24 protein-coding genes are annotated in these 23,548 nt (G+C 74.0%); 15 read left to right on the top strand and 9 right to left on the bottom strand.

Going from position 1 to position 23,548, the window contains the following annotated elements; genetic code table 11:
* Positions 1–20: 20 nt before the first annotated feature.
* On the top strand, positions 21–731 hold the full coding sequence (locus HD601_RS35005; protein WP_221441222.1) for a hypothetical protein: 711 nt from the start codon (positions 21–23) through the stop codon (positions 729–731).
* A complete protein-coding gene (locus HD601_RS33160; RefSeq protein ID WP_221441221.1) occupies positions 704–985 on the top strand; it encodes a hypothetical protein in 282 nt (93 codons plus the stop codon). Before HD601_RS35005 ends, HD601_RS33160 begins: the two co-directional genes overlap by 28 nt.
* On the opposite strand, the gene HD601_RS22860 is transcribed toward HD601_RS33160, so the two are convergent.
* Positions 969–1,847 carry an EamA family transporter gene (locus tag HD601_RS22860; protein ID WP_184825763.1) on the bottom strand — a complete coding sequence of 293 codons (879 nt, stop codon included), beginning with the start codon at positions 1,845–1,847 and terminating at the stop codon, positions 969–971. The genes HD601_RS33160 and HD601_RS22860 overlap by 17 nt on opposite strands.
* 80 nt (positions 1,848–1,927) lie before the next feature.
* Here HD601_RS22860 and HD601_RS22855 point away from each other — a divergent pair, with 80 nt between their 5' ends.
* Positions 1,928–2,518: an ABATE domain-containing protein gene (locus tag HD601_RS22855; RefSeq protein WP_184825760.1), complete on the top strand. Its 591-nt coding sequence runs from the start codon at positions 1,928–1,930 to the stop codon at positions 2,516–2,518.
* 56 nt (positions 2,519–2,574) lie between these two features.
* Positions 2,575–3,336, top strand: a complete 762-nt coding sequence (locus HD601_RS22850; protein WP_184825758.1) for an SDR family NAD(P)-dependent oxidoreductase — start codon at positions 2,575–2,577, stop codon at positions 3,334–3,336.
* A gap of 241 nt (positions 3,337–3,577) precedes the next feature.
* On the opposite strand, the gene HD601_RS22845 is transcribed toward HD601_RS22850, so the two are convergent.
* Positions 3,578–4,237 (bottom strand): response regulator, encoded by a 660-nt coding sequence (locus HD601_RS22845; RefSeq protein WP_184825756.1) that lies wholly within the window; start codon positions 4,235–4,237, stop codon positions 3,578–3,580.
* Positions 4,234–5,466: a sensor histidine kinase gene (locus tag HD601_RS22840; protein ID WP_184825754.1), complete on the bottom strand. Its 1,233-nt coding sequence runs from the start codon at positions 5,464–5,466 to the stop codon at positions 4,234–4,236. Before HD601_RS22840 ends, HD601_RS22845 begins: the two co-directional genes overlap by 4 nt.
* 153 nt (positions 5,467–5,619) lie before the next feature.
* On the opposite strand from HD601_RS22840, the gene HD601_RS22835 reads away from it, so the two are divergent.
* The gene (locus tag HD601_RS22835; protein WP_184825752.1) at positions 5,620–6,756 is read left to right on the top strand and encodes a hypothetical protein; all 1,137 of its coding nucleotides are present in this window, start codon (positions 5,620–5,622) and stop codon (positions 6,754–6,756) included.
* A gap of 204 nt (positions 6,757–6,960) precedes the next feature.
* Entirely contained in the window at positions 6,961–8,184 is a 1,224-nt protein-coding gene (locus tag HD601_RS22830; protein WP_184825750.1) for a Cmx/CmrA family chloramphenicol efflux MFS transporter, read from the top strand.
* A gap of 5 nt (positions 8,185–8,189) precedes the next feature.
* Here HD601_RS22830 and HD601_RS22825 read toward each other — a convergent pair whose 3' ends face one another.
* Positions 8,190–8,912 carry an IclR family transcriptional regulator gene (locus HD601_RS22825; protein ID WP_131977238.1) on the bottom strand — a complete coding sequence of 241 codons (723 nt, stop codon included), beginning with the start codon at positions 8,910–8,912 and terminating at the stop codon, positions 8,190–8,192.
* 83 nt (positions 8,913–8,995) lie between these two features.
* Here HD601_RS22825 and leuC point away from each other — a divergent pair, with 83 nt between their 5' ends.
* The 3 genes from leuC to HD601_RS22810 all read left to right on the top strand — a co-directional run bounded on the left by leuC (position 8,996) and on the right by HD601_RS22810 (position 12,423).
* Positions 8,996–10,405 (top strand): 3-isopropylmalate dehydratase large subunit, encoded by a 1,410-nt coding sequence (leuC, locus tag HD601_RS22820; protein ID WP_184825748.1) that lies wholly within the window; start codon positions 8,996–8,998, stop codon positions 10,403–10,405.
* Positions 10,406–10,433: 28 nt separating this feature from the next.
* Positions 10,434–11,024: a 3-isopropylmalate dehydratase small subunit gene (leuD, locus tag HD601_RS22815; RefSeq protein ID WP_184825746.1), complete on the top strand. Its 591-nt coding sequence runs from the start codon at positions 10,434–10,436 to the stop codon at positions 11,022–11,024.
* 130 nt (positions 11,025–11,154) lie between these two features.
* Positions 11,155–12,423 carry an HU family DNA-binding protein gene (locus HD601_RS22810; protein WP_184825744.1) on the top strand — a complete coding sequence of 423 codons (1,269 nt, stop codon included), beginning with the start codon at positions 11,155–11,157 and terminating at the stop codon, positions 12,421–12,423.
* A gap of 74 nt (positions 12,424–12,497) precedes the next feature.
* On the opposite strand, the gene cofC is transcribed toward HD601_RS22810, so the two are convergent.
* The gene (cofC, locus tag HD601_RS22805) at positions 12,498–13,151 is read right to left on the bottom strand and encodes a 2-phospho-L-lactate guanylyltransferase (protein WP_184825742.1); all 654 of its coding nucleotides are present in this window, start codon (positions 13,149–13,151) and stop codon (positions 12,498–12,500) included.
* A gap of 114 nt (positions 13,152–13,265) precedes the next feature.
* Between cofC and HD601_RS35965 the strand changes: the two genes are divergently transcribed.
* The 3 genes from HD601_RS35965 to HD601_RS22790 are packed head-to-tail and all read left to right on the top strand — an operon-like array spanning position 13,266 to position 16,224.
* A complete protein-coding gene (locus tag HD601_RS35965; protein WP_221441220.1) occupies positions 13,266–14,081 on the top strand; it encodes a 1-acyl-sn-glycerol-3-phosphate acyltransferase in 816 nt (271 codons plus the stop codon).
* Positions 14,078–15,085, top strand: a complete 1,008-nt coding sequence (locus HD601_RS22795; RefSeq protein ID WP_184825740.1) for an NAD(P)H-dependent glycerol-3-phosphate dehydrogenase — start codon at positions 14,078–14,080, stop codon at positions 15,083–15,085. Before HD601_RS35965 ends, HD601_RS22795 begins: the two co-directional genes overlap by 4 nt.
* Before the next feature lie 20 nt (positions 15,086–15,105).
* Positions 15,106–16,224 carry a D-alanine--D-alanine ligase family protein gene (locus tag HD601_RS22790; protein ID WP_184825738.1) on the top strand — a complete coding sequence of 373 codons (1,119 nt, stop codon included), beginning with the start codon at positions 15,106–15,108 and terminating at the stop codon, positions 16,222–16,224.
* Here HD601_RS22790 and HD601_RS22785 read toward each other — a convergent pair.
* The 3 genes from HD601_RS22785 to HD601_RS22775 are packed head-to-tail and all read right to left on the bottom strand — an operon-like array spanning position 16,221 to position 17,437.
* On the bottom strand, positions 16,221–16,733 hold the full coding sequence (locus HD601_RS22785; protein WP_184825736.1) for a GNAT family N-acetyltransferase: 513 nt from the start codon (positions 16,731–16,733) through the stop codon (positions 16,221–16,223). The genes HD601_RS22790 and HD601_RS22785 overlap by 4 nt on opposite strands.
* Positions 16,734–16,742: 9 nt before the next feature.
* Complete coding sequence (locus tag HD601_RS22780) at positions 16,743–17,222, bottom strand: DUF3515 family protein (protein WP_184825735.1); 480 nt, start codon at positions 17,220–17,222, stop codon at positions 16,743–16,745.
* The gene (locus HD601_RS22775; RefSeq protein ID WP_184825734.1) at positions 17,201–17,437 is read right to left on the bottom strand and encodes an Lrp/AsnC ligand binding domain-containing protein; all 237 of its coding nucleotides are present in this window, start codon (positions 17,435–17,437) and stop codon (positions 17,201–17,203) included. Before HD601_RS22775 ends, HD601_RS22780 begins: the two co-directional genes overlap by 22 nt.
* An 83-nt stretch (positions 17,438–17,520) precedes the next feature.
* On the opposite strand from HD601_RS22775, the gene HD601_RS22770 reads away from it, so the two are divergent.
* Positions 17,521–18,474: a thiamine-phosphate kinase gene (locus HD601_RS22770; protein ID WP_184825733.1), complete on the top strand. Its 954-nt coding sequence runs from the start codon at positions 17,521–17,523 to the stop codon at positions 18,472–18,474.
* 725 nt (positions 18,475–19,199) lie between these two features.
* Here the strand turns inward: HD601_RS22770 and rpmB are convergent.
* On the bottom strand, positions 19,200–19,388 hold the full coding sequence (gene rpmB / locus HD601_RS22765) for a 50S ribosomal protein L28 (protein WP_046771409.1): 189 nt from the start codon (positions 19,386–19,388) through the stop codon (positions 19,200–19,202).
* Between the two features lie 132 nt (positions 19,389–19,520).
* Between rpmB and HD601_RS22760 the strand changes: the two genes are divergently transcribed.
* Complete coding sequence (locus tag HD601_RS22760; RefSeq protein ID WP_184825732.1) at positions 19,521–21,137, top strand: DAK2 domain-containing protein; 1,617 nt, start codon at positions 19,521–19,523, stop codon at positions 21,135–21,137.
* Positions 21,137–23,350, top strand: coding sequence for an ATP-dependent DNA helicase RecG (recG, locus tag HD601_RS22755; RefSeq protein ID WP_184825731.1), 2,214 nt, complete (start codon positions 21,137–21,139; stop codon positions 23,348–23,350). Before HD601_RS22760 ends, recG begins: the two co-directional genes overlap by 1 nt.
* Positions 23,351–23,548 lie beyond the last annotated feature (198 nt).

Genomic DNA, 23,548 nt, shown 5'->3' with positions numbered 1-23,548 from the left:
GGCGCGGAGGATCGGTGCGCATGGACGGCGATCCCGGGCTCGCGACGGCGATCGAGATCGCCTGCGACGAGTCCGGGTCCGAGGGCGAGCGGCTCACCGGCGGCAACACCGACGTGTTCGGGTACGGGAGCGTGCTCATCGACGGCGCCGCCGCGGCCGCGTGCGTGGCCGAGCTGCGGGTCCGCATCCGCTCGCCCGCCATGGAGTACAAGGCCAACCACCTGCTGCGGCGCAAGCACCGGGCGGCGCTGGCCTGGTTCCTCGGCCCGGCCGGGCCGATCGCCGGACGCGCCTGCGTGTATCTCGTCGACAAGCCATTCCTACTGGTCACGCGGGTGGTTGCGGAGGTCTCGGGCGGGACGGCGGCAGCTGCGGCCACGCTGTACCGGGCCGGGCCGGCGGTCTTCGGGGCGGCGCCGTGGACGGCGTTCCTGACGGCGTCCAACGCGCTGCTGCGGGCGGGCGGCCGGTGGCCGGCTCTGGACGACCCCGCGGCGGCGTTCGCGCGGGCGGTCGGCGCGCTTGCCCACACCGGGACCGAGGCTGACGCCGTCGTCGACGATCTGCGCAACGGGCGGGAGCGGCGGCGTCGTTGCGCGACGAGCTGGACCGGCTGCCGGGTGCGGTGCCGTCGCTCGACCCGCTGGTCCCGTCGTTCGCGCACACGGTCGAGCACTGGAGCGACGGCGGGCGCCCGGTTCGCGTGCTCCACGACGAGCAGCGGATCCTGACGCCGGAACGGCTCGCGGCGCTCGGCACGCTGAACGGGCGGCTGGCGGGGTTGCGGTTCGCGGACTCGATCGTCGAGCCGCGCGTACAGGTCGCCGACTTCCTGGCCGGGGTCGCGCGGCGGATCGCCGAGGACGCGCTGGCCGGTGCGCTCGACCCGGAGCTCGCCGGACTGCTGCGCCCGTACGTCGACCCGCGCTCGGTGTGGGCCGACGAGGCGAGCTGGGCGGCGCTGGGGCCTACTCGCGTGCGGTGAGGGGTTCGGGCTCCGGCGCGGCGGGTGCGGGTCGCTCGCGGTGGACGACGACGGCCGTGATGACGAGCGCGACGCCCAGGACCTCGGTCGCGGTGGGGATCTGCGTGAGCACGACGACGCCGATGACGGTCGCCGTCGCCGGAAGCAGGGCGACCATCAGCGCATACGTGCCGCGGGCGAGCCGGCGCATCGCGAGCTGGTCGAAGACGTAGGGCAGCACCGACGACGTGACACCGACCCCGACGGCGGCCGCCAGGAGCGCGAGGTCGGTGGCGGCGGGCACGGCGTCGGCGACGCCGATGGGTGCCGCCAGCACGGCCGCGATCAGCATCGCCATCGCGAGCCCGTCGATGCCGGCCAGCCGCTCCTGCCGCGACACCCGATGCGCGACCACGATGTAGCCGGTGAAGAGGACCATGTTGGCGATCGCGAAGGCGAACCCGGCCGGCGACCCGGTGAGGCTGACCTCGGCCAGCGCGCCGACGCCGGCAGTGGCGAGGAGCAGCGCGGCGACGTTGCGGCCGCTGCGGGCGGCCAGCGCCGCGAGCGCGATGGGGCCGGCGAACTCGATGGCGGCGACGGTGCCCAGCGCCAGGCGGTCGATCGCCAGGTAGAAGCAGGCGTTCATGAGGGCGAGCAGGGCGCCCCAGACGACGACGGTGCGTCGTTCGGTGGTCGTGGCGCCGGCCCAAGCGCGCCAGGGGCGGCGCCAGACGGCGAAGATCAACCCGGCCGACAGGATGCGCAGCCAGGCGACGCCCAGCGGCTCGAGTCGGGCGAACAGCAGCACCGCGAACGCCGGCCCGAGGTAGTGGAAGACCGCCGAGCCGACGAAGTAGAGCTCCGGGCGCACCCGTGGCATGCCGTCACTCCACCACGACGGCTGCTAACGTGTCAATGCCTAATAGATCGTTAGGTTCGTTCCTGTGCTCTGGAGGTCGGGTGGCGGAGGCGGTCGCGCTGGATCCGGGCGCGTACGGCGGGACGTACAAGCTCATCGGCGGTGCGGCCGCGCTCGACTTCGCCAACCTCGTCAGCTATCGCGACACCGATCGCGAGCACGACTGGCTGGCGCCGCCGTCGAACCTGGGGCTGTGGGTCGCGGCCGCGGGCCTGGATGTCGGTGGACCGGGATCGTCGGGGGAGGTTCGTGAGGCTCGTGAGCTGCGGGAACTGCTCGCGCGGGTGTTCCTGGCGGTCGCCGACGGTGTCGCGCCGGCCGCCGCCGATCTCGCCCGGATCGGGTCGCTGGCGGACGGGAGGAGCGGCGGGCGGCGGCTGGAGTGGGACGCCGATGCTGCCGTGGCGCGCTGGGTCGCCCCGCCGCCGTCGTTGCCGGTGGCGCTGGGGTCGGATGCGGCGGCACTGCTCACGTCGGCGGAGCTGCTGCGGCGCGTGACGGCGTGCGACGAGTGCCGCTGGGTCTTCCTCGACTCCACCCGCAACCGCAGCCGCCGCTGGTGCGATCCCGCCGACTGCGGCAACCGCTCGCGGCAGCGCCGCCACTACCAGCGACACCGCACCGCCGGCTGATCAGCGCGAATGCGCTGGGCCGGAGTGTGTCGGTGGTGGCGGCTAACGTGTTGATCATGGACATTCGAGATCGGGTGGCGGTCGTCACCGGCGGCGCGTCCGGCGTCGGCCGGGTCATCGCGCTGGCGCTGGCCGGCCGCGGGGCCGCCGTGCTGGTGGCCGACGTCGACGGCCAGCGGTGTGCCGACGCGGTGGCGGCGATCGAACGGGCCGGCGGGCGCGCGTCCCCGGTCGTGGTCGACGTGTGCGATCCGGCGGCCGCGGACGTGCTGGTCGAGGCCGCGGCGCGGGCGGGTCCTGTCGGTGTGCTGGTGAACAACGCCGGCGGGTGGGGCGGGTCGGGGCGGCGATTCCCCGACGCGGCGCCGGGTGAATGGGACGCGGTGCTCGACCTCAACCTGCGCGCGCCCATGCTGCTCACCCAGGCGATGCTGGGGCCGATGCGCGCGGCCGGCGGTGGCGCGGTGGTCAACGTGGCGTCGAGCGCGGGACACGAGCTGTCGCCCTACCGGTCCCCGGAGTACGGGGCCGCGAAGGCCGGGCTGATCCGCTTCACCGCCGCGGTCGCCGGGCTGCGCGAGACCCACGCGGTCCGGGTCAACTGCGTCGTGCCGGGCTGGATCGGTCTCGAGCGCGCCCACGCCGAACTGGCCGCCATGCCGCCCGAGGCGCGTGCCAAGGCCCCACCGCTCATCCCGCCCGAACACGTCTCGGCCGCCGTCGTCGACCTCGCCGAGGACGACGACCTGTCCGGGCGCGTCCTCGTCCTGCGCGGCGGCCGCCCGCCCGAGGTGCTCGCCCCCGAACCCTTCGAGTAACGCCGACGAGGGTGACCGAGGACGCTGTCCGGCGCCCTCGCCGAGGCGAGGACGACGGCCTGGCCGGCCGCGCGCGCATTGCGCGGCTCCCCGGGCCGAGGAGCCGGCGGGTCGTGTTCTCGTGTTGTGCGGCGGTGGCCGCCGGCACTGCACGCCCCGAGCCGTTCGAGTCGTGCCGACGAGGGTCACCAACGAGGGTGACCGACGAACCGCATCGAGGTGCGCGCGTCGGCGGGCGGTGTCAGGTGTCGCCGTCGGCGGTGACGAGCCCGCTCGCCCAGGCCCATCCGGCGACGGCGACGCGGTTGCGGACGCCGAGTTTCTGCTGGATGTTCGCCAGGTGGTTCTTGGCGGTGCCGGCGCTGATGAACAGCTCGGCGGCGATCTCGGCGTTGCTGAGGCCGCGCGCCACCAGCCGGGCGACCTCGCGTTCGCGGTCGGTGAGCACGTCGTCGGCGACGGCGCTGGGCGTGGGGCGGCGCAGGTGGCGCAGCAGCCGCACCGTCACCTGCGGGCTGATCAGGGTGTCGCCGGCCACCGCGGCACGGACCGCCTCGACCAGCAGCGTCGGCCCGGACCGCTTGAGCAGGAACCCGCACGCGCCGCCCGCCAGCGCCGCGTGCACGTAGGTGTCGAGGTCGAAGGTCGTCACGACGACGACCCGCAGCGGATCGGGGACTCCCGGGCCGGCCAGCCGCCGGGTCAGCTCCAGCCCGTCGATCCCGGGCATCCGGATGTCGGCCAGCACGACGTCCGGCCGGAGCTCGCGGGCGAGCCGCAGCGCCTGGTCGCCGTCGGCCGCCTCGGCGACCACGTGCATGTCCGGCTGCGCGTCGACGACCATCCGGAACGCGCTGCGGATCGCCTCCTGGTCGTCGGCGATGAGAACGCGGGTGCTCACGATGCGCCTCCGGTGCCCGCCGGTCCGGTCAGGGGCAACCGCGCCACCAGCCGCCAGCCCGCGCCGTCGGGACCCGCGCGCAGACTCCCGCCCAGCGCGCCCACCCGCTCGGCCAGGCCGGGCAGCCCGAGCCCGCCCGACCGGCCCAGGCCCGGCCCCGAGCCCACCGCCACGGGATCCGCGCTGCCGCCGTCGTCGAGCACCGAGACCTCGAGTTCGTCGCCGCACCGCCGCAACCGCACCTCGACGGCGGCGCCAGGGGCGTGCCGCCGGACGTTGGTGAGCGCCTCGACGATCACCCGGTGCGCCGTGCCGCCGACCTCGCGGGGGACCAGCGCCATCAGGTCGTCGTCGGAGTCCAGTCGCACCTGGGCGGGCCCGGAGGCGGCGAACCGCTCGACCAGCGCGGGCAGGTCGGCGAGCCCGGGCTGCGGGCGCACGACCCCGCTCCCGGAGCCGCCACCCGAGCCGCCGGAGCCACCCGAGCCGCTGCCAGAACCAATCTCGTCGTCGGTGCTCAACACGCGCACCGTCCGGTCCATCGAGGCCATGGCGCGCAGGCCGGCCGCCTCGATGCGGCGCAGCGCGTCGCCCGCGGGGGTGCCTGCGGGCGCGATCGTGCCCGCGGCCTGAGCCTGGGCGATCATCTCGCTAACGTCGTGGGCGACGTAGTCGTGCAGGTCGCGGGCGAGCTCGAGCCGCTGCGCCCGGCGAGCGGCGGCGACGGCGCGGGCCCGGCGGTCGTGCTGGTAGCGCAGGAACAGCCCGGCGCCCGCCGCGACGATCGGCGCCAGCGCCCAGAACGACACCGCGTAGACCGCCTCGAGCGCCGTCAGGTCGTCGGGCGCGCCTGCGTCGGTCGCCCGCAGCAGACTGGTCGCGCCGCCCAGTCCCGCCAGCACGGCGGCCGGCACCGCCGACCGGCCCGGCGCCCACCGCGCACACGCGCCGACCAGCCCCGACAACGCGAGCAGTTCGACCATCCCAAAGGGCGGCGAGCCCGGCCACGGCCCGGCCACATGGGCGGCCGTCGCGGCCAGCGAGACGACACCGGCGCCCGCGGCGCCCCACGCCAGCCAGGCTCGCGACCGCGGCCACCAGAGCGGCACGACGACCGCGACCACCAGGGCGCACCCCAGCGGCACCGTCCACGGCCGCGTCGCGCCCACGATCACGGCACCGGCCACGACGGCGCCCGTGACCACGAGGCGCCACGACCGGTCCGGCATGCCGTCGAGTCTAGGGAGCCGGCCGCCGGCGCACCCGTGCCGATCGGCACATCCGCGCCCGTCACGGCACGCGTGAACCGGCCGATCGGCATCTCGGCCGGGCGCCGCCGCCCCGGAACGCTGGAGCCAGCTCCCCGACGGAAGGCGAGGACCATGACGACCGCGACCATCACCACCACCGCACCACCCCGGCCGAGTCCGGTGCGCCGGGCGATCCGCGCCTGGCCGGCCTGGACCCCGTACGCCGCCGCCGTCTGGTCGGCCGGGTATGGCCTGCTCGGCCTGCTCTGGGCCCTGGGCGTCGACGGGTACCCGTTCGGCCCGGGCGACCTGCCGGACGCTCGCGAGGAGTCGATCCTCGGCGCGACGACCGCGGCAGGCGTCGGACCGTGGATCGCCGGCCTGGGGTTCGCCGGCGCGGTGATTGCCCTCACGATGGCCCGATTGCCCGCGGGACGTGCCCGGTTGCCCGCTCGGCTGCCCGCCAGGGTTGCCCGAGTTGCCCTGGCCGGCTGGGGCTGGGCGAGCGCGTTCCTGCTCGTGGTGCTCGTGCCCGACCAGCGCGTGCTCACCACCGTCGCGTACACGCCGCTCGCGCTGGTCGGCATCCCGTTCGGATGGCCGCCCATGGCCTACGGCGAGTTCGTCGAGACGGTCCTTCCCTGGCCGAACGTCAACCAGTGGATCTGTGTGTTCGGCGGGCTGCTGTGGGCGGCGACGGCGCTGGCGTTCCAGCGGCGGACGGCGTCGGCCTGCGTCCATTGCGGGCGCCGGGATGCTCATTCGTACGGCTGGACCTCGCGGGCGGGCGCCGCGCGCTGGGGCCGCTGGGCCGCCTACGCCGCCTTCCTCATGCCGTTCGCCTACGCGGTGGTCCGGTGGGCGTGGGCGCTCGGCATCCCCCTGACCATCAGCCAGGAGTTCCTCGACGAGCTGCACCGCAGCGGGATGGTCTGGGCCGGCGCCTATCTGGCGTCGTTCGCCGCGGCGGGCGGCGTGCTCACGCTCGGTCTCACGCAGCGGTGGGGCGTCATCTGGCCGCGCTGGGTGCTCGGCCTCGCCGGCAAGTCGGTGCCGCGCGCGTTCCCGCTGGTCTTCGCGACGACGGTGACGCTGGCGCTGGCCTCGGGAGGTTCGGTGATCCTGCGCCTGACCGACTGGTCCGACCCGGCCGAGTGGGCCGCCAACCCGCTCATGGTGCTGGCGCCGTGGTCCGTGCTGCTCGGCGCGGCGACGCTCGGCTACCACCTGCGCACCCGGCGCGCGTGCCGTGCCTGCGGACGAGGCTGACGGTGAACAAATCCGTCGCGCGCGGGCCGGGCGGCACCGTACGCTCGGCCCGTGCGCAGCCCCGAGGCGTCCAGATCCGAGCCACCGGCCGACCGGTGGCTCGCTCGACGCTGCCCTCGTTGAGGCACGCCCGAGCACCTCGCTGACTCCACCGGCCCGGCCCGACGCGTCCGTCGCCGTCCCCTCGGGTTCGTGGAGTCCTTCATGCCTGCTGTCGTCTACCTGCTCGCCCTGGCCGTGTTCGCCCAGGGCACCTCCGAGTTCATGCTCGCCGGCCTGGTGCCGCAGATCGCCGCCGGGTTGTCCGTGTCGGTCCCGGCCGCCGGGTCGCTGACCTCTGCCTACGCCGTCGGCATGGTCGTCGGCGCGCCCGCGATGGCGCTGCTGAGCCGCCGATGGTCGCCGCGCGCCGCCCTCCTGGCGTTCCTGACGGCGTTCCTGCTCGCCCACGTCGTCGCGGCCACCACCGGCAGCTACGCCGTCCTCGTCGGCACCCGGATCGTCGCGGCGCTCGCGAACGCCGGCTTCCTCGCCGTCGCTCTGTCGACGACTGCGGCGATCGCCGGCCCGCGCGCTACCGGCCGGGCGACGTCGGTGCTGCTCGGCGGGGTGACCGTCGCCTGCATCGCCGGCGTTCCGGGCGGCGCGCTGCTCGGCCAGTCGTGGGGCTGGCGGGCGCCGTTCTGGGCGGTCGCGCTCGCCTGCGTCCCGGCGCTGCTCGCCATCGTGCGCGCCGTCCCGCGGGCGACCGCCGACCACCGATCCACGGAGCCGACGGCGTCGGCTCGCGCCGAGCTCGCGGTGCTGCGCCGGCCCCGGCTGCGGCTCGTGCTGCTGCTCGGCGCACTGGTCAACGGCGCGACGTTCGGGGCGTTCACCTACCTCGCGCCCGTGGTCACCGACGTCGCGGGGCTGGGGAAGGGATGGGTGCCGCCGGTGCTCGCGCTGTTCGGGCTGGGCGCCTTCGCCGGCGTGACGGCGGGCGGGCGGCTCGCCGACCGGCCGGGCCTGCGCCGCACGCTGGGCCTGCTGACGACGGCGCTCCTGGCCGGCTGGGTGCTGCTCGCCCTGCTGGCGCACGTCGCCGCCGTCGTCGTCGCCGGGGCAGGGGTGCAGGGGACGCTCTCGTTCGCCGTCGGGTCGGCGTTGATCGCCCGCTCCCTCGCGGCCGCGGGCGACCGGGCGCCGCGGCTGGCCGGCGCCTACGCGACCGCCGCGATGAACATGGGCGCCGCCGCCGGGCCCTGGCTCGCCGGAGCGGCGATCGCCGCCGGAGCCGGGTACCGCTCGCCGCTCTGGGTGAGTGCGGCCCTGGTCGCCGCTGCCGCCGTCGTCACCCTTTCGTCGTTGATCTTGGAGAAAGCGCGGAATCGATCGGACATTCCGGGCGGTGACTCTGCCGTTACTCCAAGATCAACGAGAGGGTGACGGGGTCAGCCGTCCTCGGCGCTGCGCAGGACGCCGGTGAGGTGTTCGGCGGCGGCGAGGACGGCGGGAGCGTGCACGCGCCCGGGCTGTCGCGTCAGCCGCTCGATCGGCCCGGAGACCGACACGGCGGCGACCACGCGACCGGACGACGAGCGGATCGGCGCGGACACCGAGGCGACGCCGGGCTCGCGCTCGCCGACGCTCTGGGCCCAGCCGCGGCGGCGGACGGCGGCCAGCATGGTCGCCGTGAAGCGCGCGCCCTGCAGGCCGCGGTGCATGCGCTCGGGCTCCTCCCACGCCAGCAGGACCTGGGCGGCGGAGCCGGCGAGCATGGTGACGGTGGCGCCGACGGGGATGGTGTCGCGCAGGCCGCTGGGCCGCTCGGCGGCGGCGACGCAGATGCGCTGGTCGCCCTGGCGGCGGAAGAGCTGCGTGCTCTCCTGGGTGGCCTCGCGCAGGCGGGCCAGGACGGGTCCGGCGGCGGCCAGCAGCCGGTCCTCGCCGGCCGCCGTGGCCAGTTCACCGAGCCGTGGACCGAGGACGAAACGACCGTGCAGGTCGCGGGAGACGAGCCGGTGGTGCTCCAGCGCGACGGCGAGCCGGTGGGCCGTCGGACGGGCCAGACCCGTCGAGGCCACGAGGTTGGCGAGGGTGGCCGGGCCTGCCTCGAGGGCGGACAGGACCAATGCCGCCTTGTCTAGAACGCCGACTCCGCTAGAGTTGTCCATGACTCGATATTGCCATCTCAACATACGAGACCGCAAGTGGTGTGTATCCACGCAGATGGCGCGACGACGAAACGGAGCAGGTGATGGGCCAGACCCTGGCGGAGAAGGTGTGGGACGCGCATGTCGTGCGTCGAGCCGAGGGTGAGCCGGACCTCCTCTACATCGATCTTCATCTTGTCCACGAAGTGACCAGTCCGCAAGCCTTCGACGGCCTGCGGCTGGCCGGCCGCCCGGTGCGACGCCCGGATCTCACGCTGGCCACCGAGGACCACAACACCCCGACGCTCGACATCGACAAGCCGATCGCCGACCTCACCAGCCGCACGCAGATCGAGACGCTGCGTCGCAACTGCGAGGAGTTCGGCGTGCGCATCCACTCGCTGGGTGACGTCGAGCAGGGCATCGTGCACGTCGTCGGCCCGCAGCTGGGCCTGACGCAGCCGGGGCTGACGGTGGTCTGTGGCGACTCGCACACGTCGACGCACGGGGCGTTCGGCGCGCTGGCGTTCGGCATCGGCACCTCTGAGGTCGAGCACGTGCTCGCGACCCAGACGCTGCCGCTGCGGCCGTTCAAGACGATGGCGATCAATGTCGAAGGTTCGCTGAAGCCGGGCGTGACCGCGAAGGACATCATCCTCGCGGTCATCGCCAAGATCGGCACCGGCGGCGGTCAGGGCTACGTCCTCGAGTACCGCGGCGAGGCCATCCGCGCGCTGTCCATGGAAGCGCGGATGACGATCTGCAACATGTCCATCGAGGCGGGTGCCCGGGCGGGCATGATCGCGCCCGACGAGACCACCTTCGCCTACATCGACGGCCGCCCGAGCGCGCCGCAGGGCAAGGAGTGGGACGCCGCGCTGGAGTACTGGCGCACGCTCTACACCGACGACGACGCCGAGTTCGACGTCGAGGTGAGCATCGACGCCGACGCGCTCGAGCCGTTCGTCACGTGGGGCACCAACCCCGGCCAGGGGCTGCCGCTGTCCGCGTCGGTGCCCGACCCCGACAGCTTCGCCGACGAGTCCGAGAAGGCGGCCGCCCGCCGCGCGCTGGAGTACATGGCGCTCGAAGCCGGCACGCCGCTGCGCGACATCGCCGTCGACACCGTCTTCATCGGGTCGTGCACCAACGGTCGCATCGAGGACCTCCGGGCGGCTGCCGCCGTCGTCAAGGGCCGCAAGAAGGCCGACACCGTCCGCGTCCTCGTCGTGCCCGGGTCGGCCAAGGTCCGGCTGCAGGCCGAGCAGGAGGGCCTCGACCAGGTCTTCACCGAGTTCGGCGCCGAGTGGCGGCACGCGGGCTGTTCGATGTGTCTGGGCATGAACCCCGACCAGCTGGCCCCGGGCGAGCGCAGCGCGTCCACGTCGAACCGCAACTTCGAGGGTCGCCAGGGCAAGGGCGGCCGCACCCACCTGGTCAGCCCGCTCGTCGCGGCCGCCACGAGCGTGCGCGGCACGCTGTCGTCGCCCGCCGACCTCGAGCCCGTCGGCTGAGCGCCGCCTCAAGGAGAGACGCACACTCATGGAGAAGTTCATCCGGCACACCGGCGTCGGTGTCCCGCTGCGGCGCAGCAACGTCGACACCGACCAGATCATCCCGGCGGTGTACCTCAAGCGGGTCACGCGCACCGGCTTCGAGGACGGGCTGTTCGCGGCCTGGCGCGGCGACGAGACGTTCGTGCTCAACAACCCGGCGTTCGCGTCCGGTTCGGTGCTCGTCGCCGGGCCCGACTTCGGCACCGGCTCGTCGCGCGAGCACGCCGTCTGGGCGCTCAAGGACTACGGCTTCAAGGCCGTGCTGTCGTCGCGGTTCGCCGACATCTTCCGGGGCAACTCGGGCAAGCAGGGTCTGCTCACCGGCCAGCTGAGCCAGGACGACATCGAGCTCATCTGGAAGGCGCTCGAGAACGCTCCCGGCACCGAGGTGACGGTCGACCTCGAGCAGCGTGTCGTGACGTGCGGCGACATCGTCGCGCCCTTGCAGGTCGACGACTACACGCGGTGGCGGCTCATGGAGGGCCTCGACGACATCGGCCTGACGATGCGTCACACCGACGCGATCGACGACTTCGAGGCGGCCCGTCCGTCGCACAAGCCGCGCACTCTGGTCTGATCGAGTTCGCCCGGACCTGCGCCGTTCATCCGGCGTTGTCCTCGGGTCCACTTACCGTCCTCCTCGCCGTCTGACGTCTATGGTGGGTGACGAGAACTCGCCCGCCGGGCGAGACGGCTGAGGAGCAACGGTGGGGAAGAAGAAACTGATCGACCGCATTGCCGACGGGTTCGACGGCAATCGCGAGGTGGCGCAGCACGCTCTCGACTCCGTCGTCGAAGGCATCCAGCGCTCGCTGGCCAAGGGCGAGACGGTCGTGGTGAAGGGCCTCGGCGTCTTCGGCCGTGACAAGACCGAGGACAAGACCAAGGGCAAGAAGAAGGCGAAGAAGCGCACCATCCCGACGTTCAGCCCGGCCGACGAGCTGAACGACGTCGTCGCCGGCGTCAAGAAGGCGAGCACCCGCGTCATGGAGTCGGTGTCGCTGGTGCCGGCGAAGGCCGCGGCGGTGGCCGAGACGGCGACCCGCTCGGTCTCGGCGGCGGCCAAGAAGGCGGCCGGCGCGGTCCGCGGCGAGTCCGAGTCGACGACGGCGTCCGCTGCGGCCGGCGGTGCCGGTGGCGCCGCGAAGAAGGCGGCGTCGACGGCGCGCAAGGTGCCCGCCAAGCGGCCCGCGGCGCCGAAGAAGGCGGCCGGCCCGGCCCGCAAGACCGCCACCACGACGGCGAAGAAGACGGCGTCGTCCGCGACCGCCGCCAAGAAGGCGACCGGCGCCGCCGCCTCGTCCGCTTCGTCCGCGGCGAAGAAGGCCGCCCCGGCCGCGCGCAAGACCGCGGCGGCTGCCGGCGCGGCGCGCAAGACCGCGGCGAGCCCGGCCCGCAAGACCGCCGCCACGGCGGCCAAGAAGACCACGACCGCGCGCAAGACGACGCCGTCGTCGACCACGGCCGCCAAGAAGGCGACCTCGTCCGCGACGACCGCGGCGAAGAAGACTGCCTCGTCCGCGTCGAGCGCTGCGAAGAAGGCGACCCCGTCCGCATCGACGGCCGCCAAGAAGGCGACTGCGCCCGCGTCGACCACGGCCGCCAAGAAGACGGCCTCGTCCGCGTCGAGCGCTGCGAAGAAGGCGACCGCGCCCGCGTCGACGGCCGCCAAGAAGGCGACCGCGTCCGCGTCGAGCGCTGCGAAGACGACCTCGTCCGCGACGACGGCCGCCAAGAAGACGACGTCCACCGCGGCCCGGAAGACGACCACGGCGGCGAAGAAGGCGGCGCCGTCGGCGACCGCCGCCAAGAAGACGACGGCCACCGCGGCGAAGACCGCCGCCCCGGCGGCCGGCGCCAACGCGACTGCGGCGAAGAAGACGACCGCCACGCCGGCTAAGCGCGCCGCGGCCACGCCGGTCGAGCCGACCACGTCGGCGCCGGGCACCACCACGCCGCCCTCGACGCAGGGCTGAGTCCGGACACCCGACGAGCCGGGCGGCTGTCGCGAGCACGCCGCCCGGCTCGTCGCTGGTCGGGCAACGCCGCGTCAGAGCGCGACGTCGAGCTCCTCGAGCAGCGCGGTCGTGCGCGGGCCGACGCCCAGGCGGCGGGCGTCCCAGAGGTCGACGGCGGTGTCGACGTCGCGGCGGACCGACGGGATGCCGTCCAGTTCCAGCTCGACGGCGCCGGTCAGCCGGTGCGCCGCCCGTGACCGCCCGCCGAACTCCGGCTTGAACGGCGCGCCCGGGCCGGCGGCGTAGATGGTGGTCCCGATGCCGGCGGCGTCGGCGACGAACGACAGCGGGTGCTCGGCCGCCGCCTCGAGCACGCGCGAGAGCTCGGCCGGCCGCAGCGCCGCGAGGTCGGCCGACAGCGACGCCACCGCCACCTCGGCGCCGTCCACGGCACTGGAGCGCGCCTCGGCCGCGCCGTGCCGCAGTGCGGCGTTCAGCCCGGCGTCCGGCGCGTCGGCCACGACGTCGGCGCCCAGCGAGCGCGCCTCGTCGGCCGCCTCGGCGTCGTCGGTGACCACGATGACCCGGTCGACGAGGGGACAGGCCAGCGCCGCGAGGACGGTGTCGGCGGCGAACGCGCGCGCGAACCGCGGCCGGAACTCGCCGACGGCGTCGGCCAGCCGGGTCTTGGCGTGTTCGGGTCGCTTGACGGGGACGACGACCGTCCAGTGCTGCGGTGTGCTCATCGGGATCCAGTCTGGCGCATCGGCCGCCGCGGCGCGCCGGTGGCCGGTTCGACGCGCGCGCCCCGGGGGAGCGACACTGTCTGCGGGCATGCACCTGGGCGGAGGGAGAGGTACGTGGCGGGACCGAGTGCGAACGGGCCGGCGGGGGTGGGGTTCGCGTTCAAGTTCATCGCAACCCTGCTCCGTCCCTTCCTCATGGCGTTCACCCGTCAGAACTGGCGCGGCGGCGAGCACATTCCGCCGGCCGGCACCGGGGTGGTCGTCGCGGGCAACCACATCTCGCACTTCGACCCGCTCTCGTTCGCGCACTTCCTGTGGGACAACGGCCGGGCCACCCGGTACCTCGCCAAGTCCGGCGTGTTCCGGGTTCCGGTCTTCGGCCGGCTCATCACGGCCGCCGGGCAGATCCCGGTCTACCGCGAGTCGCGCGACGCGTCGCAGGCGTACCGGGCCGCGGTCGCCGCCGTCGACGCCGGCGAGCTGGTCGCGATCTACCCCGAGGGCACCATCTCGCGTGATCCCGGCCTCTGGCCCATGGTCGGCAAGACGGGGGCGGCGCGGGTCGCGCTCGAGACCGGCTGCGACGTCATCCCCGTCGCGCAGTGGGGCGCCAACCACGTGCTGGCGCCGTACTCCAAGCGCATCCGGCTGCTTCCGCGCAAGACCATGTCGGTGACGGCCGGGCCGCCGGTCGACCTCGACGACCTGCGCGGCAAACCGGTCGACGCCGTCGCCCTGCGCATCGCGACCGACCGCATCATGGCCGCCATCACCGCGCAGCTGGCCGAGATCCGCGGCGAGATCGCGCCGGCCGAGCGGTTCGACCCCAAGGCCGTCGGGCTGCCACCGGTCGGCGACCCCAAACACCAGCCCGACCAGCGCGAGGACCAGCCCGCAGTGCAGCCGCGCGAGACCGAGGAGCAGCCGTGACCCGCGCCACCGTCTTCGGGGCGGGCTCGTGGGGGACGGCGTTCGCCCTGGTCCTCGCCGACGCGGGCGCGGACGTGACCATGTGGGGCCGCCGGCCCGAGCTGTGCGAGGCCATCAACGACACCCACGTCAACCCCGACTACCTGCCCGGCGTCGAGCTGCCGCCGGTCATCCGGGCCACCCACGATCCCGCCGAGGCCGCCCACCGCGCCGACCTCGTCGTGCTGGCCGTGCCGTCGCAGTCGCTGCGTGCCAACCTCGCCGAGTGGGCGCCGGTGCTGCCGCCGTCGTCGGCCCTCGTCAGCCTGATGAAGGGGGTCGAGCTCGGCACCGCGAAGCGGATGAGCGAGGTCATCGACGACGTCACCGACGCCGGCCCGAAGCGCATCGCAGCGGTGTCCGGGCCGAACCTCGCCGGCGAGATCGCCCAGCGCCAGCCGGCCGCCAGCGTCGTCGCCGCGGAGTCCGAAGAGCTGGCCCAGCAGATCCAGAGGGCCTGCCACTCGCCGCACTTCCGCCCGTACACCAACCACGACCTCGTCGGCGCGGAGCTCGGCGGCGCCGTCAAGAACGTCATCGCGCTCGGCGTCGGCATCGCCGTCGGGCTCGGGTTCGGCGACAACGCCCGCGCCAGCGTCATCACCCGCGGGCTGGCCGAGACCGCCCGGCTCGGGGCCGCGCTGGGCGCCGACGCGTACACGTTCTCGGGGCTGGCCGGGCTCGGCGACCTCGTCGCGACCTGCATGTCGCCGCTGTCGCGCAACCGCTCGTTCGGCGAGAAGCTGGGCCGCGGCATGACGGTCGCCGAGATCGTCGCCGGCACCCGGCAGGTCGCCGAGGGGGTCAAGTCCTGCGAGTCGATCCTCGACCTCGCCGGCCGCCACGGCGTCGACATGCCGATCGTCGAGCACGTCACCGGAGTGGTCCGCGGCGAACTGACGCCGGCCGCCATGCTGGGGTCGCTGCTGTCCCGATCGGCCAAGCCCGAGCGTCACGGGCACTGAGGACGGGTATGGTCGGCGCGATGAACGCCACGCAGGACCGCCGCATCAGGGTCGCCGTCGTCTACGGGGGCCGCAGTTCCGAGCACGAGATCTCGTGCGTCACGGCCGGGGGAGTGCTCGCCGCCCTCGACCCGCGCCGCTACGAGGTGCTCCCCATCGGCATCACCACCTCCGGCCGCTGGGTGCTGACCGGCGGCGATCCCGGGTCGCTGGCCATCGGCACCGGCGGGCGCATGCCGCAGGTCGACGACGCCGGCGGCACCGTGGTGCTGCCCGGACGGGGTGAGCTGGCGGTCCAGTCGCCGGGCCAGGTCCCGCGCGCCCTCGGCGAGGTCGACGTCGTGTTCCCGCTGCTGCACGGCCCGTACGGCGAGGACGGCACCATCCAGGGGCTGCTCGAGCTGGCCGACGTCCGCTACGTCGGCTCCGGCGTGCTGGCCTCGGCCGTCGGCATGGACAAGCACGTCATGAAGCTGCTGCTGGCCGGCGCCGGGCTGCCCGTCACCCGGCACGTCCTGGTGCGCCCGTCGGCCTGGGAGCCGCAGCGCGACCGCGTCGTCGCCGAGGTCGAGGAGCAGTTCGGGTACCCCGTCTTCGTCAAGCCGGCGCGGGCGGGATCGAGCATGGGCGTCAGCAAGGTCCGTTCGGCCGAGGAGCTCGAGGCCGCCGTCCTGGCCGCCCGCGAGCACGACCCCAAGGTGCTGATCGAAGAGGCCGTCGTCGGCCGCGAGGTCGAGTGCGGCGTGCTCGAGGGCCCGGCCGGCGGCGAGCCCGAGGCCAGCGTTGTCGGCGAGATCCGCCTCGGCTCCGCGCACGAGATGTACGACTTCCAGGCCAAGTACCTGCCCGGCGACGACGTCGGACTCGACATCCCCGCCGACCTGCCCGCCGACGTCGCCGAGCGGGTGCGCCGGATGTCCGTCGACGCGTTCCAGGCGCTGTCCTGCGAGAGCCTCGCCCGGGTCGACTTCTTCCTGCGCGAGGACGGGTCGCTGCTGGTCAACGAGCTGAACACGATGCCGGGCTTCACGCCGACGTCGATGTTCCCGCAGCTGTGGGCGAAGACCGGCATCGACTACCCGTCGCTGGTGGACCGCCTCGTCGACACCGCGCTGCGGCGGCCGACGGGGCTGCGCTAGTCGTTGTCGCGCGCGTACACGACGAGGTCGAGGCCGTCGTGCGTCGTCTCCTGCCAGAGCGTGAAACCGAGCCGGCGCATGACGGCGATCGACCTCTGGTTCGCGGGCACGGTGATGGAGATGAGCCGGGGCAGGCCGAGCTCGCGGAAGGCGTGCGCCATCCACGCCGTCGCGGCCTCGGTGGCGTAGCCGTGGCCCCACGCGTGCCGGGCCAGCCGCCAGCCGATCTCGACCTCGCCGGGAAACCAAGGGTGCCGGTGGATGCCGGTGAAACCGAGGAACACGCCGTCGGACGTCCGCTCGACGGCCGCCAGCCCGAACCCCTCACTCAGGTGCTGCTCGCGCATCCTGGCGAGCATGCGGTCGGCGGCGGCACGGTCCAGGGGTCCGGTGGTGAAGTGCTCCATGACGGCCGGGTCGGCGTTCATGGTGGCCCACGCGTCGGCGTCGCGCGGCTCGATGGGGCGGAGGATCAGGCGGTCGGTCGTGAGGCTCGTGGGCTCAGGCACCGTTCGACGTTACTGCAGCTCCCGCTCCGGGACGGTGTCGAGGATGGCCGGCGCGAGGTCGGCCAGCACGTTCGCCTCGGGGGCGTAGTCGTCGGGGACGGCGACCTCGACCAGGATCTCGCGGTCGGCGGAGGTGAAGAAGGTGCCGCCGTCGCCCTCGTCGGGCAGCCAGCCGACGCCGTCGATCTCGAACAGCTGGGAGTCAGGGCGGTACGACGCCGGCATCGGGACGCCGCAGCGCAGCACGATGGCCGGCTGCCCCCAGGCGGCGACGTACTCCGAGGACGGGTCGACGTCGCGGCGGACGGCGTCGTCGACGGTGTCGGGCAGGGCGTCCTGCAGCGCCGCGCACACGTCGGCGCTGCCGGGCTCGGGCTCGTGCGGCGTCACCTCGACGGCGCCGTACCCGCAGCCGGCCAGCGCCGCCGACCCCGTCGCGACCGTCGTGAGCAGGAGGGCTCGGAGGGTCAGATGTGGACGACGGGGCACGTGAGGGTGCGGGTGATGCCGTCGACCGTCTGCACCTTCGCGACCACGAGCTTCCCCAGGTCGTCGACGTTGCCGGCCTCGGCGCGCACGATGACGTCGTACGGGCCGGTGACGTCCTCGGCGAGTGTGACACCGTCGATCTCGGCGATCTTGCGGGCCACCTCGGCGGCCTTGCCCACCTCGGTCTGGATGAGGATGTAAGCCTGTACGACCACGGGTTTGTCCTCCCACGCGTAAGTGTGCGAACGGTCAACCTACCTGGTCGAGGAAACGTGCGGGAGAAGAGGGAGCGCAGAGAATGCCCGACAGCGTTGGCGAGTTGGGAGAGTTCGGCCTCATCGGTGCCGTCACCGCACGGCTGCCGCAGGGCCCGGACGTCCTGCTCGGTCCCGGCGACGACTCCGCCGTGGTCGCCGCGCCGGACGGCCGTGTCGTCGTCACCACCGACCTGCTGGTCGAGAACCGGCACTTCCGCCGCGACTGGTCCGACGCCGTCGACATCGGTCACAAGGCGGCCGCCCAGAACCTCTCCGACATCGAGGCGATGGGCGCCCGCCCGACGTCGCTGGTGGTGGGGCTGGGGGTGCCGGCCGACCTCCCGGTGTCGTGGGCGCTGGGACTGGCTTCCGGTCTGGGCGACGAGGCCGCGCTGGTGGGAGCGTCGGTGGTGGGCGGCGACGTGGTCCGCTCACCCCTGGTGGTGGTGTCGGTGACCGCTTTGGGGTCGTTGGACGGTGGTCCTGCGGTGACGCGGTCGGGGGCGCGGCCCGGCGACGTCGTCGCAGTGTGCGGGCGGCTGGGCTGGGCGGAGGCCGGCTACCAGGTGCTGAGTCGCGGCTTCCGCACCCCTCGCGCCGTCGTCGAGGCGCACCGGCGGCCCGCGGTCCCGTACGGGGCGGGGGTCGAGGCTGCGTCGTTGGGAGCGACGGCGATGTGCGACGTGTCGGACGGGCTGTTGGGGGATCTGGGGCACGTGGCGGTCGCCAGCGGGGTGGTGATCGACGTGTCGGCGTCGGCGGTGACGGTGGCGCCGCAGTTGAAGGAGGTCGCGTCGGCGCTCGGGGCCGATCCGCTCTCCTGGGTGCTGACCGGTGGTGACGACAACGCGCTGGTGGCGTGCTTCCCGGCGGAGGTGTCGCTGCCCGAGCGGTGGACGGTGATCGGGGTCGTGTCGTCCGGTGAGCCGGGGGTGACGGTCGATGGTGCGTCGTATGGGTCGGCCGGGGGGCATGACCACTTCGCCGGGTCGTGAGGTTCTGCGGTGGGGTCCTGACGTGGGTCGGGCCCTGCTGTCTCCATTGTCGAGGGCGCGGGCGGCCGCCTCAAGCGGACCGAGTGGCGCTTCGCGCGAAGAGGACCGCTTGACCCGGCCGCCCGCGCCCTCGCTCTCCACAGCACCAGGGCCCCCTCCCCCCAAGGGCCCCGGCCCTCAGTGCTGCTGTTCTCTCTTTGCGTTGGCCGCTGACGGTTCCGCTGGGGTGTTCGGCAGTTGGTCTCGTTGTGGTCCACTTCCGCCGGCCGCTTGCTGTTGATGCCCGTGATCATCAACCTTTTGCGTCGTCAGGACAGCACAAAAGGTTGATGATCACGGGTCGGGTGCTCGGATTGATCACGTTCAGCGTGGTGGGGGTTGGGTGATCGTGGTGATGGCCCCGCTGCCGGGCCTGGTAAGCGGTTGCCGGGCGTCCTTCCCGAGGTGTTCTCCTGCTTCACGGGGCATGCATGCCTGGTGGAGCGGGAGTAGGCCTGCTTAACGTGGTCATTTCGAGGCCGGCGGGGCTGGATGTCGGCGGGGCCGGTCGCCATACCCCAGCGGGACCGCCAGCGGCCGGCGCAAAGAGAGCGCAGTGGGTCTGGGGGCCGGTCAACTGGGCAAACCCAGCCAACGGCCGCCCGGCACAACCGGAAGAACCCGGAAACGACAATGAGACGCCCCACCAAGGGGACGTCTCAGGGTCGTTCAGGTGCGGCGGAAGGTCAGCGGCGGGCGACCTTGCCGGCCTTGAGGCACGAGGTGCAGACGTTCAGCCGCTTCGGGGTGCCCCCGACGACCGTACGAACGGTCTGGATGTTCGGGTTCCAGCGACGCGGGGTCCGGCGGTGCGAGTGCGAGATCGAGTTGCCGAAGCCCGGGCCCTTGCCGCAGACATCGCAGGTGGCAGCCACGGAGACTCCTACTGAGACGGATTGGGAAGACGACATGTGGTGTGCCCGCACCGGAAACCCGATCCGAACAACCGCATCAGGGTACCGGTCCGGTGCGCCAAGAAACAAACCGACGCGGGGTAGTCTCGCGTGGTGCCACCGGTCCCCGACGCTGAGATCGTTCTGCGCTGGTGCGCCGCGGGCCTCGATGCGCTCGCGGCGGCACGCGAGGAGATCGATGCGCTGAACGTGTACCCGGTGCCCGACGGCGACACCGGGACCAATCTGTATCTCACCTTCGAGGCCGCCCGCGAAGCGGCCGAGCAGGCCGAGCCGACCCTCGCCGCGACGGCGGAGGCGATGGCGCGAGGCGCCCTCATCGGGGCCCGCGGGAACTCCGGCATCATCGTCGCGCAGATGCTCCGGGGTGTTGCCGACGTGCTGAGCCGGCCCGGAACCAGTCTCGCCGACGGACGAGCGCTCGCCGAAGGTCTCACCCGGGCGGCCGACGAGGCGCACCGGGCCGTCGCGGACCCCGTCGAGGGCACGATTCTCAGCGTCGCCCGCGCCGCCGCCCAGGCGGCGACCGCCCGCGCCACCGGACCCGACCCCAGCCTGCCCGCCGTCGCCCTCGCCGCGGCCGCCGCCGCCCACGACGCGCTCGACCACACGCCCGAACAGCTCGACGTCCTCGCCGACGCCGGGGTCGTCGATGCGGGCGGGCGGGGGCTGACGGTGCTGCTGGACGCGTTCGACACCGTGCTCACGGGACGGCGTCCGCTGCCGAGGCCGCGCACCGTCGGCACCCACACCGTCCCCGCGCCGGCCCTGCCCCCACCCCACGAACAGGACCAGAACGCCCCCGCCTACGAGGTCATGTACCTCCTCGACGCGACCCGGCCCCAGGTCGACGCGCTCAAGGAGACCCTCGCCGAGATCGGCGACTCGCTGGTCGTCAGCGGCGCGGGGGAGCAGTGGAACGTGCACGTGCACACCGACGACGCCGGCGCGGCCATCGAGGCGGGCATCGCCGCCGGTCGGCCGCACCGCATCAGCGTCACCTACCTCCCCGTCCAGCACGCGCCGCACCCGGCGGAGCAGCAGCGTGTCGTCGTCGCGTTCGCGGCCGGCGACGGGCTGGCCGAGCTGTTCGCCGAGGCGGGCGCCGTCGTCGTCGCCACCGCCACCGGGCACCGGCCGTCGACCGGCGAGATGCTGGCCGCCGTCGACCGCGGCGACGCCAGCCGCACCGGCGACGTCGTCATCCTGCCGAACGAGCGCGACGCGGTCCCGGTCGCCGAGGCCGCCGCCGCGGAGCTGCGCACCCACGGCCGGAGGGCCGCCGTCATCCCCGCCGTCGCCCAGGTGCAGGGCCTGGCCGCGCTCGCCGTCCACGAGCCGCACCGGGCCTTCGACGCCGACGTCGTCGCCATGACCGCCGCCGCGGGCCAGACCCGGCACGGCGCCGTCACCATCGCCGCGCGCGAGGCGGTCACCATGGCCGGCGTCTGCCAGCCCGGCGACGTGCTCGGCGTGGTCGACGGCGACTTCGCGGTCATCGGCTCGGATCTGCTGGACGTCGCCACGGAGGTGGTCGCCCGTATGCTCGCCGCAGGGGGTGAGCTGGTCACCGTCGTCACGGGCGACGGCGCCGGCCCCGGCCTCGCCGACGGTGTCGCGCGCGCGGTCCGCCGCGGGCACCCCGAGGCCGACACCGTCGTCTACCGGGGTGGACAGCCCCGCTACCCGCTACTGCTCGGAGTCGAGTGATGGTCGGATTCGACACGAAGCTGGCCGCCGTGGTCGGCGACAAGACCGCCAAGGCGCTGGCGAACACGCTGGACCTGCACACCGTCGGCGACCTCATGCGCCACTACCCGCGCCGCTACGTGCAGCGCGGCGAGCTGACGGAGCTGAGCTCGCTGCGCGAGGACGAGCTGGTCACCGTCGTCGCCATGGTGAAGACGGTCTCGAAGCGGAGCATGCGCAACCGGCGCGGCTCGCTCCTCGAGGCGGTCGTCACCGACGGCACCGGCGAGCTGAACCTCACGTTCTTCAACCAGGCCTGGCGTGAGCGCGACCTGCGGCCCGGGCGCATCGGCCTGTTCGCCGGCAAGGTCGGCGCGTTCCGCCAGCAGCGCCAGCTCGCCCACCCCGAGTACGAGATGTTCCCCGACGACGCCGCCGACATCCGCGAGGCGGCCGAGAAGTACGCCGACGAGATCATCCCGGTCTACCCGGCGAGCGTGAAGATGCCGTCGTGGCTGATCGCGAAGTCGGTCGACCTCGTGCTGCAGCAGCTCGGCGACCCGGACGACCCCATCCCCGCCGGCGTCCTCCGGAAGCGGCACCTGCCCGGCCTGGCCGAGGCGCTGCACGCGGTGCACCGGCCGAACGCCATCGAGAAGGCGTGGGCGGCGCAGCGCCGCCTCCGGTACGAGGAGGCGTTCGTCCTGCAGACGGAGCTGGCCCGGCGGCGGGTGTCGACGGCGGCGCTGGCGGCCACGCGGCGCAGGGCCACGCCCGGCGGGCTGGTCGACGCGCTGGACGAGCGGCTGCCGTTCGAGCTGACCGAGGGCCAGCGGCGGCTGGGCGAGCAGATCGCCGCCGAGCTGGACACCGAGCACCCCATGCACCGGCTGCTGCAGGGCGAGGTCGGCGCCGGCAAGACGGTCGTCGCGCTGCGGGCCATGCTGGCGGTCGTCGACGCGGGCGGCCAGGCCGCGCTGCTGGCGCCCACCGAGGTGCTGGCCCAGCAACACTACCGGTCGCTGACGGCCATGCTCGGCCCCCTGGCGCAGCGCGGCATGCTCGGCGGCTCGGACATCGGGACGCAGGTGGCGCTGCTCACCGGCTCCATGGGCGCGGCGGCGCGCAAACGCACGCTGCTCGACGTCGGGGTCGGCGACGCCGGCATCGTCGTCGGCACGCACGCCCTGCTCGAGGAGAACGTGCAGTTCTTCGACCTCGGCCTGGTCGTGGTCGACGAGCAGCACCGCTTCGGCGTCGAGCAGCGCGCCGCCCTGGCCGCCAAGAGCCGCGACGGCACGCGCCCGCACGTGCTGGTCATGACGGCGACGCCCATTCCGCGGACGGTCGCCATGACGGTCTTCGGCGACCTCGAGATCTCCACGCTCTCCGACGTTCCCCGCGGCCGCGCCGACGTCGCCACGCACGTCGTCCCGGTCGGCGAGAAGCCGCACTTCCTCGACCGCGCCTGGCAGCGCGTGCGCGAGGAGGTCGACAAGGGCCACCGCGTCTACATCGTCTGCCCGCGCATCGGCGACGACGGCGTCAGCGGCGGCCCGGGCGGGCCGGCCGCCTCGGCCGAGGAGGAGCCGCCGCCGCCCGAGGACGGCGAGGAGAAGCGGCGCCCGGCCGCCGTCCTCGAGCTGGCGGAGTACCTGCGCACCGGCCCGCTCGCCGGCGTGGGGCTCGAGGTGCTGCACGGCCGGCTGCCGTCGGACGCGAAGGACGCGGCCATGGCCGGGTTCGCGGCCGGGACGACGCCCGTGCTGGTCGCGACCACCGTCATCGAGGTCGGCATCGACGTCCCGACGGCGTCGATGATGGTCATCGTCGACGCCGACCGGTTCGGCGTCTCGCAGCTGCACCAGCTGCGCGGCCGCATCGGCCGTGGCTCGATCCCGGGCGTGTGCCTGCTGGTGACCGAGGCGCCGTCGGGCACCCCGGCCCGCGAGCGGCTCGACGCCGTCGCCGCCACCCGCGACGGGTTCGAGCTGTCGCAGGTCGACCTCGAGCACCGGCGCGAGGGCGACGTCCTCGGCGCGTCGCAGTCCGGCCACCGCTCCAGCCTCAAGCTGCTCCGGGTGATCCGCGACGCGGACACCATCGAGCAGGCGCGCGAGGACGCGTCCGCAGTCGTCGAGGGCGACCCCGACCTGACGGACCACCCGGCCCTGCTCGACGCCGTCAGGGCGGTCCTGGCCGAGCAGGAGGCCGACTACCTGGACAAGGCCTGAGCCGCGAGCGCCTGGCGACGAGGTCTGAGCCGCGAGCGCTCGGCGACGGGGCCTGAGCCGCGAGCGCTCGGCGACGAGGCCTGAGCCGCGAGCGCCTGGCGACAGGGCCTGAGCCGCGAGCGCTCGGCGACGGGGCCTGAGCCGCGAGCGCTCGGCGACGGGGCCTGAGCCGCGAGCGCTCGGCGACGGGGCCCGAGC

The sequence above is a fragment of the Jiangella mangrovi genome, from assembly GCF_014204975.1.
In the GTDB taxonomy this organism is placed as follows: Bacteria; Actinomycetota; Actinomycetes; order Jiangellales; family Jiangellaceae; genus Jiangella; species Jiangella mangrovi.
The sequence above is the reverse complement of the archived record's forward strand: the minus strand, read 5'-3'. Positions and strand labels throughout refer to the sequence as shown.

Coding starts and splice junctions, on each gene's coding strand:
- HD601_RS22830 (WP_184825750.1), top strand. CDS start 6,961: ATGCCTGCTGTCGTCTACCTGCTCGCCCTGGCCGTGTTCGCCCAGGGC.
- HD601_RS22835 (WP_184825752.1), top strand. CDS start 5,620: ATGACGACCGCGACCATCACCACCACCGCACCACCCCGGCCGAGTCCG.
- HD601_RS22840 (WP_184825754.1), bottom strand. CDS start 5,466: ATGCCGGACCGGTCGTGGCGCCTCGTGGTCACGGGCGCCGTCGTGGCC.
- leuC (WP_184825748.1), top strand. CDS start 8,996: ATGGGCCAGACCCTGGCGGAGAAGGTGTGGGACGCGCATGTCGTGCGT.
- HD601_RS22860 (WP_184825763.1), bottom strand. CDS start 1,847: ATGCCACGGGTGCGCCCGGAGCTCTACTTCGTCGGCTCGGCGGTCTTC.
- cofC (WP_184825742.1), bottom strand. CDS start 13,151: ATGAGCACACCGCAGCACTGGACGGTCGTCGTCCCCGTCAAGCGACCC.
- HD601_RS22825 (WP_131977238.1), bottom strand. CDS start 8,912: ATGGACAACTCTAGCGGAGTCGGCGTTCTAGACAAGGCGGCATTGGTC.
- leuD (WP_184825746.1), top strand. CDS start 10,434: ATGGAGAAGTTCATCCGGCACACCGGCGTCGGTGTCCCGCTGCGGCGC.
- recG (WP_184825731.1), top strand. CDS start 21,137: ATGGTCGGATTCGACACGAAGCTGGCCGCCGTGGTCGGCGACAAGACC.
- HD601_RS22850 (WP_184825758.1), top strand. CDS start 2,575: ATGGACATTCGAGATCGGGTGGCGGTCGTCACCGGCGGCGCGTCCGGC.
- HD601_RS22790 (WP_184825738.1), top strand. CDS start 15,106: ATGAACGCCACGCAGGACCGCCGCATCAGGGTCGCCGTCGTCTACGGG.
- HD601_RS22770 (WP_184825733.1), top strand. CDS start 17,521: ATGCCCGACAGCGTTGGCGAGTTGGGAGAGTTCGGCCTCATCGGTGCC.
- HD601_RS35005 (WP_221441222.1), top strand. CDS start 21: ATGGACGGCGATCCCGGGCTCGCGACGGCGATCGAGATCGCCTGCGAC.